We start from the raw sequence: 15,049 nt of genomic DNA on the forward strand, positions 1-15,049 counted from the left end.
TGAGGATCAAACGAGAACTTCGTCCGCTGATTGAATCAACGCGCCAAGTCGTTGCAACCAACGAGCCGCCGGCGCACCATCCGTCACCCGATGGTCAAAAGTCAGACTTAACGTCAACATCTGGCCAATGACAATTTGGTGATCTCTGACGACAGGCTCTTGGACGATACGGCCGACACCGAGAATCGCTGCCTGTGGCAGATTAATAATCGGGGTAAAACTGTCGATCTCAAACATGCCAAGATTCGTCACCGTGAAGGTGCCACCTTCGATATCACTCTGAGACAAGCTACCCGACTTCGCCCGTTGAATTAAGGTTTCCGAGCATTCCGAGATCTCTGCCAACGTCAACTGGTCGGCATTTCGGATCACAGGAGCAACCAATCCGCTTTCCAGATCCACCCCGATGGCAAGATTGATTTGGTCATAAACCCAGATGCCATCATCATGCCAAACCGCGTTAAGCTGAGACTGTTCTTTCAAGGCGACCGCTGCAAGTTTGACCAGCATGTCATTGTAAGTTGGTGTTTTGGAAACTGGCTTTTCCGCTCGCCAGTTCTTGCGACACGAAACCAGTGCCGAAGCGTCTACTTTCGTCGTCAGCGTCACGGGTGCGGTTTGGTGAACTCCGGCAAACATCCGCTGCGCAAGCGTCTGACGAATTTTCTCAGCCGGATGATGCACGCCGGCAACGGTCGGAGAAATCGTTTTCTTGAAAGCCGCATCCATGGACGACCGCAAGGAGGGTGCGCTACCCAACCTCTTAATAAATGCATCCACATCTCGTTCGCGGATTCGACCTCCACGTCCCATGCCCTTGATTTGGCGCAAATCCACACCTTGTTCGCGAGCGAAACGACGCGCCCGAGGGCTAGCAATCAATCGCGAGTTGCTCGCCGCTGGTTGCGTACGGTTGAAAGAGTCGTTGCATGATTTGGCTTTTAAAACATCCTCGGAGGTAACACGCCCTGTGGGATCGGGTGTGGCAATATCATTCAGGTCGATTCCAAGTTGTTGAGCGAGTCGTCTGGCTGCGGGTCCGGCCACACGCGGGCGCGATTCAGCAGCCGATATCCCATCGTCGTTTGTCCGCTGGACGTTGTCCGCAACCACCCTTTTGCTGTCGGTGCGATTCACTTGGGTACCGACGCTTGCGGGAGCCACCTCGTCGGCTGCCAAAAGAAAACCGATAACTTGCCCCACCTGAACGATTTCGCCAGGCTGGGCCGCGTCAGCAGGAATGCAGAGAACGCCTGAGTCAAATGATTCAATTTCCTGCACGGCCTTTTCACCCTCGAGTTCGAAGATGAAATCCCCCTGAGCGACGAACTCTCCTGGCTGCTTGAGCCACTTAGCCAACGTGCCCTCATCCATCGACCAACCCAAGCGGGGAATTCTAATTTCAATCATGATTGCATGCCTGATTATCTGGCTCACCGATCAAGTTTGCCAAAGCCTATTCCTCTGACAATTGCTGCGCCGCCAGGACAATATCATCAACGCCTGGCACAACCGCCGTCTCCAAACTCGGTGCGTAGGGCGTTGGCGTATATACACCATTGAGTCGCTTGATTGGTGCATCCAGATCATCAAAGCCCTGATCAGAAACCAGAGCTGCGATTTCGGATGTCAGACTACAGGGACCAAAAGCCTCATCAACAACCAGCAAACGTCCTGTCTTCGCCACCGACCTTAGGATCGTCTCAAAATCAAGTGGCGATACGGTTCGCGGATCGACGATTTCCGCCGATACGCCTTGCGCCGACAATTGCTCAGCCGCTTCGATTGCATGATGGACCATGAGAGAAACCGCGACGATTGTCAGATCGCTTCCCTCTCGTACAAGCTTCGCGCAACCGAACGGTATCTCAAAGTCTTCCGCTGGAACCGGACCTTTTTTCGCCATTAGCTCACGATGTTCCAAAAACAGCACCGGATCATTGCCCCGCAAAGCGTGCGTCATGAGGCCTTTCGCGTCGTACGGCGTCGACGGCATCACAACTCGCAAACCGGGAATGTGTGAATAGATCGAATGATATAAGCCCGAGTGATGCGTTGCCGCAGAGTGGCCAATGCCTCCACAGCCACGAAGCACGATCGGCATTTTCAATCGACCACTACTCATATACTGCATTTTGGCGATCTGGTTGATGATTTCACCAAACGCATCGTTGATAAAATCGATAAACATAAAATCAACGACCGGACGGGTTCCCGTCATAGCCGCGCCACAAGCCAGGCCTACGAATCCCCGCTCGCAAATCGGCGTATCGCAAAGTCGATCTGCACCGTATTTGTCGTACATTCCAACCGTGGTCGCAAAGTTGCCTCCTCGAACGCCAATTCCTTCCCCCATCACCCAAGTCGTCGAGTTCCTCTCCATTTCTTGGTCGAGTGCTTCATGCGTGGCCGCAGCAAAAGTGACCCTTCGCTCACCCAGGTCAGGCAGTTCTACGACTGGCTGAGACGGTTCTTCACAGTAAACGTGTCTTGAGGCGCTGGATGACTTTGGCCAGCCGGCAGCTTCCGCGGAAATGCAGGCTTGTTGGACGCGGGTTGATACGTCGGCAGCAATCTCAGACAGCTCGGACTCCGTCACTAGCTCCGCTTCGATCAACCGTTGAGTAAAACCCTGGATCGGACAACGCTGCTTCCATTTGTCGACGTCTTCACGGGTTCTGTAGGTGAAATCAACCATGCCTTCCGCATGCGATCGCGTGCGGTACGTCTTGCATTCGATCAGGGTCGCGCCTTGACCTGCTCGAGCTCGATCAATGGCCTCGGCAGCTGCCTGGTAAACGGCCATCACGTCATTGCCATCTATTTCGAATCCTGGCATGCCATAATTTTCAGCCCGCCGTCCCACATCAGGAATACCGCTGGAATAATCAAAAGGAACCTCGGTTGCAAATTGATTATTTTCGCAAACAAAGATAACTGGCAGATTCCAGATACTGGCCATATTCAAGCCTTCGTGGAATGCGCCGTTGTTGACGGCTCCGTCACCAAAAAAGGCAACCGCCACCCTATTTTGCCGCAGAATCTTGAAGCTGTAGCCGCCACCGCAAGCCTGCAGGATGGAAGGACCGACAATACCACTGGTCCCCATCAGACCAATCTCAGGCGCGAACAGATGCATGCTACCCCCACGACCGCGCGACACACCCGCTTCACGACCAAATAACTCAGCCATCAACTTTTCGGGTTCTAATCCCTTGGCCAGCGCATGACCGTGCCCACGATGGGTACTGAACACGACATCATCACGGTTCAGCTGCGCACAAACAGCAGCGGCGACTGCTTCCTGTCCTACAGACGTATGGCAGGCACCCAGGACTAATCCTTTTTGATGACTTCGAGCTAGTTCCTCTTCGGTTTGACGAATAATCTGCATCGTTCGATACAGCGACATAGCCACATTGCGGCTCAATCCGTCTAGCTGTCGATTGGCTATCCTATCCGTCACTTCATCGTTTCCTCTCTGCAAAATACCGGGGCTGATCATGCCCGTGTATCATCCTTTTGCCTGATGCCCTGGCGTACCGCCAGCGTTCATGGCCAGATTGCCACCATCCATGGGAATAATCGCACCAGTAATCCAGGTCGAAGAATCGGCAGCAAGCAACACAGCGAGTGCTTGGATATCGGATGGCGCACCCATTCGCCCCACAGGGATACCGCGTAGAAATTGTGATTCTAAGGTCGGATCGTTGTTCATTCGTTCCACCAAACTCGGGTTGGTGACCTGGGCCGGCGTCACGCAATTTACTCGCACACCTCGGTGGCTCCATTCCGTACTCAACTCTCGCGTCATCTGGATCACCGCACCCATCGCCATGCTGTAGGCGATATGTCCTCGTCCCAATGCGGTGGAACTTGCAAGTGATCCGATATTCATAATCGAACCCAATCCCTGCGACAGCATGCGGCGCCCTGCCTGCTGACACATCGCAAAGCGACCAACGACTAAGTTTTGCAATACACAATGAAGATCATCAATCAGCAGGTCTTCGGGGGGACAAAGCTGTCCGTCGCCCGCAATGTTGCCCAAGAAATCAACCCGGCCAAATTTATTATCAACATCATCGAACAAGTCAGCGATCGCATTTGGATCCGACACGTTCGTAGCTTGAACGAGCGTCTTACGACCCATGTGCTCGATTTGATCGGCAGTCTCTTCTGCACCCGCGAGGTTTCGGTCAACCAACACAACATCGGCTCCACATTCCGCCAACGCCAAGGATGTTGCCTGTCCCAAGCCCTGAGCGGCCCCGGAAACAACCGCCACTTTCCCGGTGAGGTCAAATAGTTTACTACTCATGCTATTTCCATCCCATCACTCGGAAAAAAAGGGGACGACCTTCACGCAAAAAACGAGCACCGTCATCCCAAGATAAAAAATTCCACAACAAGCAATCCCTAGTACATTGAACCACTTTGGCTGTATTTGCTTCGGCAAAAACGATCGATTCAACCACAAAATATGAAACGATGTCACCGCAAGGGCTACGTTATTCAGATTCGCAATCACCACCACCATCAACGTCGGCGCATTTCCAAAGCTGAGAAAGATGGTTGCAGCAATAAACGACCAAACCACATAGCATCCGAGCAAAAAGTAATAAATCCGATTGGCTTGGTGTGGCTGCATCTTTCCGCGGATTTTCTGATTTGAGGACCAAAAAATGTCAGTCCATCGACGAGCAAAGTCGTCGACGATAGACATCTGACTCGGCAAAAAAACCATCAATCCAACAAACAGGGTAATTTGCCAAAGCAACTCGCGAACGTTTGCTGAGATACCTTCCGAATGACGAATCCCGTCAGCCGAAATCAGCGGCTGTGCGTAGGGAACTTCCGTGCCAAACATCGTCGAGCTATGAGCAAACTCAATCGACAGCAACGCCGGTAACGCCATGCCCATGAAACAACCCGGAGCCCAGATGCAAAACTGGTCGGTAATAATATATTTCCACCAAGCCCTCCACTTGCGCAAGTTCTCATCGTTCATTTCAAAGACTTTACCAATGTGACTTAGCGAGACTTTGCGACCACCGACGGCACTGGCAATTGCACCCACCTGGCTTCCCATCCCCCAGCCTTTGTCGCGAACGAAATTACTGTAGGTGGAATTGCCAAGCCCACCTCCGCCAGCATATCCCGCGAACGCCCCCAAGACAGCGATGTTGGCGAGAGCGATCACCGGCCATTCCCCATGTTCGGCATAGTAGGAAAAAGCATTGACAACGGTTTCATGACCCTGGTTGTCGTTGACCGGTACATTTCCGAAACGCAGAAATCCGGAGAAGACATCATACCAGCCCTGAGCACTGACAAAAAACAGACCGATGAACAAACAGAATCCCAGTACGATGAACACCTTGGCCGTCATAACCAGCTGCAGCATGTTATAGACCTTGCCGCCAACCAGGACAGGAAGAACGACAATCCCCAGGCACACATAGGCAACCGTATTCACTAGCCAGGTGTCCTCCAAGGTCGGTGCACGATTCAGGTACATTGAGACGATCAACACGGCTGCATTGGTCGACAATCCCGGAATCAATGTCCCCAAACTGAGCATCATCGCGACACCCTGCCAAAACACGGGGCCGGGTTTCGTCCGCATGAATCCGGTGAAAACTGGCTCACCCGTGTAGAGCGTATAGCGACCGCATTCCACGTTGTAGAACACCTGACACAGGATCGCGACCGTCGCAATCCACATCAGGCCCCCACCATATTCCGCCGTAATCGTCGGCCCAAAGAGCCATTCACCACCACCAATTTGAATCCCACACATGACGATGCCTGGCCCGATGAATCCGGTAAGATTTTTCAAGCCCAATGGCTTCGGCTCGGGAAGTTCAGCAACGTCCCAGGTAGGGAGACAAGTTTCAGGAAGCTTCGCTTTTGCATTTTCAGTCATGCAACACCATCGCTCGCCCAGGACCACCGTGGCAGTTTTTAATTTTCACCGCAGCGAATAAAAAGTAGGAGTTCTTGGGTACATTGCGGACATTCACTAAAAACTCGACACCCACCATCTCTTGAGATCCAAGTGTCCAATAGGTCATCAGCGCGCGACGGGGATCGACACCACCAAGATCAGGTGCATCCGTGGCAACACAACGAATACCCTTCGATTTAAGATAGACGATCGCCGCCGGCCCGGGAGCCGGCCAACCTTCCGACTTTCCCAGCAATGGATCGGTCCACAAGCCAACATCGTCCGGCGCTAGTTTCAGATTTTTTTCAACATGATCGGTTCGAAAAATGACAATGTCTCCCTCACGCAAAGTGCCGTTTTTCGCTTCGAATGCCCGAATGTGATCCGGTGAAATTTCCGGCGAAGCTGGCCAGTTTTCCTTGTTCGTGGTGTTGATCAATGAAGTCACATCGATCACCCGAGCCTCTCCGCAGGTCCAATCAAGGGGTACTTTTTCGGTGGTCATTGAGCTAAAGCCACGCTTGCCGAATTCGCGCTCATATTGCTGCAACCAGCCTCGCACCTCCGGCGCATAGGGAACATAAGTGTCTTCGGCCGGCAGCGCATACGCGGGAGGAACTAAATGCGTTCCTGCCATGCTGTCCATCAGATGAGCATGATGATAGAGGTCCAACGTTTCGGCGTAGAGAAAATCGATTTTGAGATAGACCTGACGATGTTTGCCGGTACCGATGCCGGGCGAAGTCAGAGGCAATCCCTGTTGGAGCGTCGGTGACAAATCGATCGCTCGCTTGGCCTTTGCTGCGGCAATCAGCCGCTGCGGCAACTTGCCCCCGACGATGGAGAACGCACGACCTTCTCCGTAGGGACCGTCTTTGTGCTTAGGACCTAGCATGGTGTAAAAGGCCCCTGTCGCGGGCAGCGCACCGAGATTGGTGGCACCCTCGGTCCAAATCATGCCGTGTTTTAGTCCGGCGTAATGTGTGGGTTCCGCCAGATTCGGTAGCGGCCCCATGCTCGCACTATCGGTACCAAGCGTCATGACCTTACGAGTTGCGAGTAACTCCATGCAATCCGGATTGGGATCGGGATAACCGGGGGCCTTCCGCTCAAGAATATCGGCAATGTACCGAGTCCCTTCGGGAAACGGTCGGTAAAATTTGTCGGAGTAATCACTGCGAAACAACACCACGTCACCAAAGCGCAAGCGGCGATGCTTTTTCTCAAAGCGTTCGACGCGCTGAGGAAGCACGAGCGGACTCGTACCCTTCGGGGCCTGCCCCAGCAAATCCCGCACATCAACGACGCACGCTTCACCGCCAAACTGCCAAGCCTCAATCTTGTCCGTGAAGGCGAGTCCCAGCGGCCCGGACTTCGGACCTTTCAAATCAGGCCGCGTGACGGAGTGTGGAGGCACATCGAGCTGAGTGCCCGAATTCCCATCGATCAACAACACATCAACGTTGTAAGCACAGTCAGATCCAATCACCCGCTCCGACGTAATTTGAAAACGCGGAAAAGGAGCCGCCGGCCACGTTACTGGGTATTCGGGAGCAACTAATAAGGAATGGTCGACAAATCGCGACTCTTGCGCCGCAACATCGTTGAACCGCCCCCACAAGACCAAGGTGATCGCGAAGACCAATCGAAGGGCCCATCGGTCAACGGAAATGCTCGACATCATTTCTCACCTCCCTCCGCAATAACAGGATTGGTTAGCGCCCCGATCGATTCAATCTCGATGCTCACCGTATCCCCCGGCTGTAAGAAAACAGGCGGATCCATAGCGCCTCCAACTCCATGAGGCGTTCCAGTCAAGATCACCGTCCCAGCTGCCAGTCGCGTGCTACCGCTGAGAAACTCAATCAACGTGGGCACGTCAAAGATCATGTCATTGGTGTTCCAATCCTGCATCGACTTACCATTCAGAATGGTTTTGATCCCCAATGCGTTTGGGTCAGGAATCTGATCGGATGTCACGAGACACGGACCCAAGGGACAGAAAGTGGCAAACGTTTTGCCACGGCACCATTGGCTTCCACCATATTTCAGCTGCCAGTCACGAGCACTCACATCGTTAGCACAGGTGTAACCTAAGACATAATCGAGCGCATCCGCCTTCGACACGTTATGGCAAGTCTTCCCGATTACTACAGCCAGTTCGCACTCATAATCAACCGAATCACTTGGCAGTTTTCTCGGAAGAACAATGGGATCACCAGGATGTTGCAACGCACCACTGTTTTTCATGAAAACAATAGGCCATTCCGGAATTGGCTGCTTTCCCTCTGCCGCATGCCGGCGGTAGTTGAGTCCGATACAGAAAATGTCACGCGGTTCGATCGGCGCCAACAGCTTGCGCACCTCGACAGTCTCCCCCGTATCTTCCAGATCCCCAAACGGATCACCCACTAAGCGAGTCACACGACCATCTTCATGTTGTTTACCGTAACAACAATCTCCGCTACCCGTTTCTAAACGAACGATTCTCACAAGGGAACTCCTATTCGCGATCACTAGGATTCGAACTGTTTCGCGCCAGCAAATCGATCTATCTCATCCTGACGATAAAATCCGACCGTGCTTCAGTTGCCAACATTTTGGTCCCAAAACAATTGCATTTCAACTAGATTCGAGATTAGCGGGCCACAAAGCGGGCCACAAATTGATCGACATTACCAGCTCCCAATACGGCTAACCATTTCTCCTGTCCCGCCGTCGGCGATAATAATCTGCGGTCCGGTTCACCCCTTCTTCCAGCCGAGTGGCAACCCAGTCGGGAAAAAGTTCAGCTATATAATGTGGACTTGGCAACAGGTTTGAAGGGATCACCGGTCCAGCCACCGAAATTCCTGCTGCAGATTCTGACACAAGAGCGTTGATTAGGCTGGCAAAATGTTCCGTGCTGGAGCTCTCACCAGGCAAATCGACAACGGTCGCTTTGCCCTCACATTCGAACGCCGTGCGGACCAAGGCTCGCGCCACATCTTCTACGTAGTCATAGGTTACTTCACCACGGTAACCGATGCTGTAATCGTTACCCATGACCGCTGCTTTGATCGCCAGTGACGGCCCTGCCGTCAAGCCAAGTTCGCGTAAGGGTCCGTAAACAACGTGCGGACGTACGGCGACCGATGGAAGCGAAAAATGTCGCCAATACTGTGCCGCAATTGCATCGGCCGCCAACTTAAACGCTCCATAAAACGTTGGTGCTTGCGAAGCTGAAACATCTGTCCTCACCTCATCACCATGTACAGCGCGAGAACTTGCATAAGAGATCGCTTTCACGCAACCCGCCCGTCGAGCAGCGTCGAAGACACCTGTCGTGCCCAGCACATTGACACGACATCCATCCCAAGGACGCTCCTGACAATCTGGTGTTAGTAATGCCGCCAGGTGAATCACGTGCGCTATCTCATGATGTTCGATGGCACTCTGCATGCTGTCGCGGTCGAGTAACGAGGCATCTGACCAAACAACGTCCTCCGCCCGATCACCAAGCAACTCTTTCCATAGATCCCAAGCAGGCACAAGATCAACCACGACGGGTACGGCATCACGTTCCAACAATTCACGCAAGACCCAACAGCCGATAAAGCCACTTCCTCCGGTTACCAAAACGTATGGCTTCATCTAACGCTCCTTACTTGGAGCCAAACAGCGTCCCTTTTCACCGATCGCACCATTTCATCCTTAACTTCCTATCCAAACATCCGGCCAAGATTCAGTCGATCATCTCGAGAGGCAGATGACGTTGTGATCCGAACAGTCACTGCGACTTAACAATAACACAGTTTCCTCACGGGCCCACTTGTCACGGGCCCACTTGATTGACAATGTTCTGAAGCGGCTCATCTCGGACAGCTGCAACCGCCAGTCTTGCTGCCGTTTCGCGCAATCGATGAATCGCTTTGGTGCTAACGGAAGCAACATGGGACGAAACAACAACATTGTTCATCTGTAGAAGAGGGCTATCTGCGCAAAGTGGCTCTGGATCAAAAACATCCAACGCGGCGGCCCCGAGATGCCCAGATTTCAACGCTGAAACCAACGCATCTTGTTCGATCAGATCACCTCGGCCCACATTGATAAGAATTGACCCCGGCTTCATCGACCGCAGATTCTGCTCGTTGATCAATCCACGAGTTATGTCGGTCGAGGGACAGTGCAATGTGACAACATCAGATTCAGCAAGCAATTCCTCGGGTGTCATTAGAACACAGCCTTGCATGGCTACCGCTTCAGCAGAAACAAACGGATCCGCCACCAGTATTTTCGGCCGAAACGGCTTCAGGCGCTCAACGACCGCAGATCCGATGCGACCCAATCCAATCACACCGACCGTTTGATCACAGAGAGCTCGCATCTGATCGACTTCAACGCCAAGCCCCCATTCGTTTTCCAGCAATTTAGCGCAGTTCGCTCGAAGATGCCGCGTCATTGCCAGGATAAACGCCAGCGTGTGATCGGCAACTTCATCCACGCAATAATCGGGAATATTGCAAACGGGTATTTTTCGTTCTCGAGCTACATCGCAGGCCACATTGTCGTAGCCAACCCCATAGCGAACGATCACTCGAGCCCTTTCCATTGAACGGACCACATCCGCGTTGACCGGCGCGAATTGAGTTATAACCGCATCAACGCCTGACACGAGTGGAATCAGCAACTCTGGCGTCTTACATTGCCCACTGACAACCTGACCGCCCGCCGCCTCAATAATGCCTTTCTCAATCTCCAACGACGAAAAGGTAAAATCCGTTATCGCCACTTTGAACATTATGAGTCTCCTTCGTCACACACTTGCATGGACACGGTTCCGTCAACCGCCAATCTAATGGCTCAAATATCCACCGTCAACGGCGTACCAATCGTCGGCCGCACGCAGAAGAATAGCAGCATGGCCGCACTCGATACGGGCAAATCAGAACAACCGATCAGAAAATCCAAATCGGGTATCAAGAAGGGTTTCAGGACATTTTCAAAAATGGACGGTCATGACATGGATGGCGATGATACACGAGTTAGGCGGAATGGCTTTGCAGCAATCGCGAACACTTAATCGCGAACACTTAATCGCGAACACTGGCACGAGATACAAGGGGTCATTCCCACACGTTTCTGAATGAATCGCAAAAAAATCACGACAGCCGCTCACTGCCATGGTCTCCTTGTCAGCCTTTTGCTGACAAGGAAAAATGTTGTCCACCGAGAATCAGGAACAGCGCCTTGGACGAGCAATCACCAGCATTACGAACATCCTGACTTACGCCAGCAGTTCTCCGACGACTTTTCCGTAGACATCGGTCAATCGATAGTCGCGACCTTGATGCAGGTAGGTCAGTCGCTCGTGATTCAGACCGAGCTGATGCATGAGGGTCGCATGGAGATCGCATGGAGATCGTGAACAGGCAGTTCATCACGTACGGCAGTATAGCAGAAGTCATCCGTTTCCCCATGGATGAGCCCGGACTTAAATCCGCCCCCGCCTACCAGCATCGTAAAGCAGTTCGCATGATGGTCTCGACCATACGACTCCTTTACTTTTCCAGTCTGACTGAACGTAGTGCGACCGAATTCGCCACCCCAGACAACGATCGTATCATCAAACAGTCCGCGTTGGATAAAGGTCTTGGATTAATCCAGCTGTAGCGCGGTCTGTTTCCTAACAACGTTTGGGCAAATGATCAGGCAGATTGAAATGATGGTCCCAACCAGAATGATAAAGCGGGATGAAGCGTACATCTCGCTCTGCCAGTCTCCGTGCCATCAGGCAATTGTACGCATAGGTTCCTGGCTGCCTTGCCTCCTCTCCATAGAGTTGATAAGTCGATTTTGTTCGTCGGACAGATCGGCAAATTCGAGAACGGGGGTCCGCATACGGAGCGCCATTTCGTATTGTGCGATGCGTGCCTCCACCGCCGGGTCACCACTAGAAGCCAACTCTTGCTCGTTCAGGGCATTGACCACATCGAGGATTTTGCGTTTGTCGCCGATGGGCTTCTGCGTCGGATCCTTCAGATACAACACGGGCTCGGCCCCGGAACGCAGCCGCACTCCAGCAAAACGCGATGATAGAAAGCCGCTCCCCCAAAGCGATTATTCAACGGTTGCATATTGCCGAGGTCACCACGTGACACCAGCACAACAAAATCAGGCAGTTCACGATTCATCGTACCCAAACCATCACTGAGCCAAGCTCCGATCGAGGGTTGCCCAGGTAAATTGTGGCCGGTGTGCATGAAGTTCAGCGCCGGATCGTTGTTGACTGGTGTGGTGCTTACGCTGCGAACAATTGAGACTTTTTCCGTTGAGACTTTGTCCGTGATCGTACTGATATGGGGTAACAACTCGCTCACTCACGCACTATTTTCACCGTGCTGGAAAAATCGATAGCGTGTATTGATCACAGGATGAATCTCGTGCTGATTCGTGCAGCCAGTCAGACGACCTGATTTTTCAACGAGCTTAAAAATATCTTGCCCATGAAACTTAGCGAGTGCGGGCTTGTAATCGAACAAATCGACCTGTGACGGCCCACCGGACTGGAACAGGTAAATCACCCGTTTGGCAGGCGGCGCATGATGCGATCGTTGCCTCGTGACCTGCTCGACACCTTCAAGTTTGGCAAGTGCCATACTGCCGAGACCGACGCCACTACCCCGTAGAAATGTACAGCGATCAATTCGGTGGAGTATCGATGTAAGCTGCGTCATCTCGACTTACTTTCTCATGATTGTTTCACTGAGATTAAAGATGGCCAGACAAACGTCGGACATCGCCGCCAATCGCACGGCATCAATTTTGGGATCGGCGGTCGACTCACCAACCTGCAGTAATTTCGCAGCCTGCGCTGGATCGGCCGCATAGCCGTCAAGCCGTTGGTGATACAACTGACTCAGCAGGGCCAATTCTCGCTTGGTCGGAGAGCGTGATAGAGTTCGCCGCATCCCACTGACAATCATTGCGTGTTCAGACGGCTCACTTTTGATGATTCGTTCCGCCAATTTACGAGCTGCCTCGATATAGGTCGGGGCGTGCTGGAGGGCCAAAGCTTGTAACGGCGTGTTCGTCGTCGAACGCAGCACGCTACACATATCGCGACTCGGAGCATCAAACACGGCCATGGCCGGATGCATCGCCGCGCGCCGCCAAAATATATACATACTCTTTCGATAAAGCGCTCCACCACTGTCCTGTTCGTAGACTTCGTCATATCCGGCGGGAGCGTTCACATCCTCCCAGATGCCAGAGGGTTGGTACGGTTTAACACTCGGCCCGCCCACTTGACGCGTCAACAAGCCACTAACAGCAAGCGCCTGATCACGAATCATCTCGGCAGGTAGACAGAACGAAGCTCCGCGCGCCAGGAGCCGATTCTCGAAGTCTTCCAGTTCGAGACGGCGTCTGGACGATTGTCGGTAGGTTGATGACAGCACGATGGTGGGAATCAAATGGTGCAAGTCCCAGCCGCTCTCGCGAAAGTCGGCCGCCAGCCAATCAAGTAATTCTGGCTTGCTGGGCGTTTCACCCTGCACACCAAAATTGTCGACCGTCTTCACCAACCCAACTCCGAAGAACTGCTGCCAGATACGATTGACGGTGACTCGAGCCAACAACGGATTCTCTGCCGCCGTCAACCAGGCCGCCAGACTAAGTCGCCAGACCAAGTCGCCAGACTAAGTCGCCAGACTAAGTCGATTGCGCGGACGATTCCCAAAACTCGGCAGCACCGCTGGAGTGTCTGGCTGCACTACCTCGCCTTGCTGGTCGAATGGGCCGCCCTGCAAAATATATCTTGCATCACCATGACGTACCCGCTGCCCACATTGAAGGCAGGCGCGATCGGCTTATCTTTTTCTCCGATGCCCTTTTCCGCATTACTGTCGAAGAAGGCGTATAACTGGTAATACTCCTTCATGGAAATCGGATCATACTTGTGATCGTGACACCGCGAGCACTCCAGCGTCAGGCCGAGAAATAACGTTCCAGCAGTGGTCGTCTTATCGTTGACGTACATCACACGATACTCTTCATCGAAGACGCCACCTTCAATCGTGAATCGATGATTGGGATTGAATCCGGTCGCAATCTTTTGATCCTGCGTAGCACCTGGCAGTAAATCACCAGCCAGCTGCTGACTGACAAACCGATCAAACGGCATGTTCCGTTGAAAGGCGCGAATCACCCAATCACGCCACGGCCACATCTGCCGGACGTTGTCGAATTGAAAACCGTTGCTGTCCGCGTAGCAGCATTGTCCAGCCAGATCGTTGCCATCCGCTCCGCGTAATCATCACTCTGAAGTAGCCTTTCGACTACTTTTTCGTAAGCGTCAACCGAACGATCCGCAAGCAACGCATCCAATTCGGCAATCGTCGGTGGCAAGCCCGTAAGGTCAAGCGTCACGCGTCGCAAATAGCACTCTCGATCGGTCTCCGCAGCCGGATCGATCCCTCGACCCTGCAAACGTTTCAGCACAAACTGATCCAATTCGCTGCGAGCCCAATCGTTTTCGACAACCTTTGGAACAGGTTTCGCAATGGGCTTGAATGCCCAATGCCGACCGTATTCGGCACCCTGATCAATCCAATTCCGCAAGAGCTGCTTCTGCGCCTCGAGCAACGGTTTATTGAACTCCGCTGGAGGCATCTGCTCATCCGATTCATCACTCAGGATCCGCCGAATCAGCTCGCTGTCATCTGCCTGACCCGGTACGACCGCCTCATGTTCGACCGCCGATTGACGGCGATCGAGTCGCAGCCCCGCCTCACGGACCTTTTCACCGGGACCATGACAAGCGTAGCAGTGATTCGCCAAGATCGGCTGGATGTCGCGGCCAAAATCGATCTGTTCCTCACCACGAACGGAGAGGACTGGACCGATCACGCTAACCAAGCTCAGCCGAACCATGCGACAACTTATTCATCCCATCGCGTTTCATTCGCTCGTCAACTCTCCCGATGGTCCAAGGGTCTACACGCTGGCGTAACAACACTCTATTCTACGGCGAGTGCACCGCGAGTTGAACGTCGTAATCGGGACAACTTTCGAAGAAATGTCAAGTCACCTCATCCTGGATCTGCAAGAACAAAGGAC

15 protein-coding genes and 1 pseudogene are annotated in these 15,049 nt (G+C 52.9%); all 16 read right to left on the reverse strand.

From position 1 onward, the window contains the following. Window positions 1-6: 6 nt before the first annotated feature. Window positions 7-1,410 carry a 2-oxo acid dehydrogenase subunit E2 gene (locus P8N76_22975; GenBank protein MDG2384551.1) on the reverse strand — a complete coding sequence of 468 codons (1,404 nt, stop codon included), beginning with the start codon at window positions 1,408-1,410 and terminating at the stop codon, window positions 7-9. A gap of 46 nt (window positions 1,411-1,456) precedes the next feature. Continuing rightward, window positions 1,457-3,466 (reverse strand): dehydrogenase E1 component subunit alpha/beta, encoded by a 2,010-nt coding sequence (locus P8N76_22980; protein MDG2384552.1) that lies wholly within the window; start codon window positions 3,464-3,466, stop codon window positions 1,457-1,459. Window positions 3,467-3,514: 48 nt separating this feature from the next. Continuing rightward, entirely contained in the window at window positions 3,515-4,321 is an 807-nt protein-coding gene (locus P8N76_22985) for an SDR family oxidoreductase (protein ID MDG2384553.1), read from the reverse strand. A gap of 15 nt (window positions 4,322-4,336) precedes the next feature. Then, window positions 4,337-5,929, reverse strand: a complete 1,593-nt coding sequence (locus P8N76_22990; protein MDG2384554.1) for an Nramp family divalent metal transporter — start codon at window positions 5,927-5,929, stop codon at window positions 4,337-4,339. After that, complete coding sequence (locus P8N76_22995) at window positions 5,922-7,634, reverse strand: cyclase family protein (protein MDG2384555.1); 1,713 nt, start codon at window positions 7,632-7,634, stop codon at window positions 5,922-5,924. Before P8N76_22995 ends, P8N76_22990 begins: the two co-directional genes overlap by 8 nt. Further along, window positions 7,631-8,443, reverse strand: a complete 813-nt coding sequence (locus P8N76_23000; protein ID MDG2384556.1) for a fumarylacetoacetate hydrolase family protein — start codon at window positions 8,441-8,443, stop codon at window positions 7,631-7,633. Before P8N76_23000 ends, P8N76_22995 begins: the two co-directional genes overlap by 4 nt. 201 nt (window positions 8,444-8,644) lie before the next feature. Continuing rightward, window positions 8,645-9,583, reverse strand: a complete 939-nt coding sequence (locus P8N76_23005; GenBank protein MDG2384557.1) for an SDR family oxidoreductase — start codon at window positions 9,581-9,583, stop codon at window positions 8,645-8,647. A 181-nt stretch (window positions 9,584-9,764) separates the two neighbouring features. Beyond that, window positions 9,765-10,730 carry a C-terminal binding protein gene (locus P8N76_23010; GenBank protein ID MDG2384558.1) on the reverse strand — a complete coding sequence of 322 codons (966 nt, stop codon included), beginning with the start codon at window positions 10,728-10,730 and terminating at the stop codon, window positions 9,765-9,767. Window positions 10,731-11,216: 486 nt separating this feature from the next. After that, a complete protein-coding gene (locus P8N76_23015; GenBank protein MDG2384559.1) occupies window positions 11,217-11,324 on the reverse strand; it encodes a DUF1501 domain-containing protein in 108 nt (35 codons plus the stop codon). Beyond that, window positions 11,306-11,548 carry a DUF1501 domain-containing protein gene (locus P8N76_23020; GenBank protein ID MDG2384560.1) on the reverse strand — a complete coding sequence of 81 codons (243 nt, stop codon included), beginning with the start codon at window positions 11,546-11,548 and terminating at the stop codon, window positions 11,306-11,308. Before P8N76_23020 ends, P8N76_23015 begins: the two co-directional genes overlap by 19 nt. 67 nt (window positions 11,549-11,615) lie before the next feature. Beyond that, a complete protein-coding gene (locus P8N76_23025) occupies window positions 11,616-11,810 on the reverse strand; it encodes a DUF1501 domain-containing protein (GenBank protein ID MDG2384561.1) in 195 nt (64 codons plus the stop codon). After that, on the reverse strand, window positions 11,720-12,007 hold the full coding sequence (locus P8N76_23030; GenBank protein MDG2384562.1) for a DUF1501 domain-containing protein: 288 nt from the start codon (window positions 12,005-12,007) through the stop codon (window positions 11,720-11,722). The genes P8N76_23025 and P8N76_23030 overlap by 91 nt, the downstream gene beginning before the upstream one ends. Continuing rightward, window positions 11,968-12,588: pseudogene (locus tag P8N76_23035) on the reverse strand (DUF1501 domain-containing protein). Before P8N76_23035 ends, P8N76_23030 begins: the two are co-directional and overlap by 40 nt. A gap of 84 nt (window positions 12,589-12,672) precedes the next feature. Next, on the reverse strand, window positions 12,673-13,620 hold the full coding sequence (locus tag P8N76_23040; GenBank protein ID MDG2384563.1) for a DUF1553 domain-containing protein: 948 nt from the start codon (window positions 13,618-13,620) through the stop codon (window positions 12,673-12,675). 83 nt (window positions 13,621-13,703) lie between these two features. Further along, window positions 13,704-14,159: a DUF1549 domain-containing protein gene (locus tag P8N76_23045; protein ID MDG2384564.1), complete on the reverse strand. Its 456-nt coding sequence runs from the start codon at window positions 14,157-14,159 to the stop codon at window positions 13,704-13,706. Then, window positions 14,135-14,863 (reverse strand): DUF1549 domain-containing protein, encoded by a 729-nt coding sequence (locus P8N76_23050; protein ID MDG2384565.1) that lies wholly within the window; start codon window positions 14,861-14,863, stop codon window positions 14,135-14,137. Before P8N76_23050 ends, P8N76_23045 begins: the two co-directional genes overlap by 25 nt. Window positions 14,864-15,049 lie beyond the last annotated feature (186 nt).

Source organism: Pirellulaceae bacterium (genome assembly GCA_029243025.1).
Taxonomy (GTDB): Bacteria; Planctomycetota; Planctomycetia; order Pirellulales; family Pirellulaceae.

Coding starts and splice junctions, on each gene's coding strand:
- P8N76_22975 (MDG2384551.1), bottom strand. CDS start 1,410: ATGATTGAAATTAGAATTCCCCGCTTGGGTTGGTCGATGGATGAGGGC.
- P8N76_23045 (MDG2384564.1), bottom strand. CDS start 14,159: ATGTGGCCGTGGCGTGATTGGGTGATTCGCGCCTTTCAACGGAACATG.
- P8N76_23050 (MDG2384565.1), bottom strand. CDS start 14,863: ATGGTTCGGCTGAGCTTGGTTAGCGTGATCGGTCCAGTCCTCTCCGTT.
- P8N76_22995 (MDG2384555.1), bottom strand. CDS start 7,634: ATGATGTCGAGCATTTCCGTTGACCGATGGGCCCTTCGATTGGTCTTC.
- P8N76_23015 (MDG2384559.1), bottom strand. CDS start 11,324: ATGCATCAGCTCGGTCTGAATCACGAGCGACTGACCTACCTGCATCAA.
- P8N76_23010 (MDG2384558.1), bottom strand. CDS start 10,730: ATGTTCAAAGTGGCGATAACGGATTTTACCTTTTCGTCGTTGGAGATT.
- P8N76_22985 (MDG2384553.1), bottom strand. CDS start 4,321: ATGAGTAGTAAACTATTTGACCTCACCGGGAAAGTGGCGGTTGTTTCC.
- P8N76_23005 (MDG2384557.1), bottom strand. CDS start 9,583: ATGAAGCCATACGTTTTGGTAACCGGAGGAAGTGGCTTTATCGGCTGT.
- P8N76_22990 (MDG2384554.1), bottom strand. CDS start 5,929: ATGACTGAAAATGCAAAAGCGAAGCTTCCTGAAACTTGTCTCCCTACC.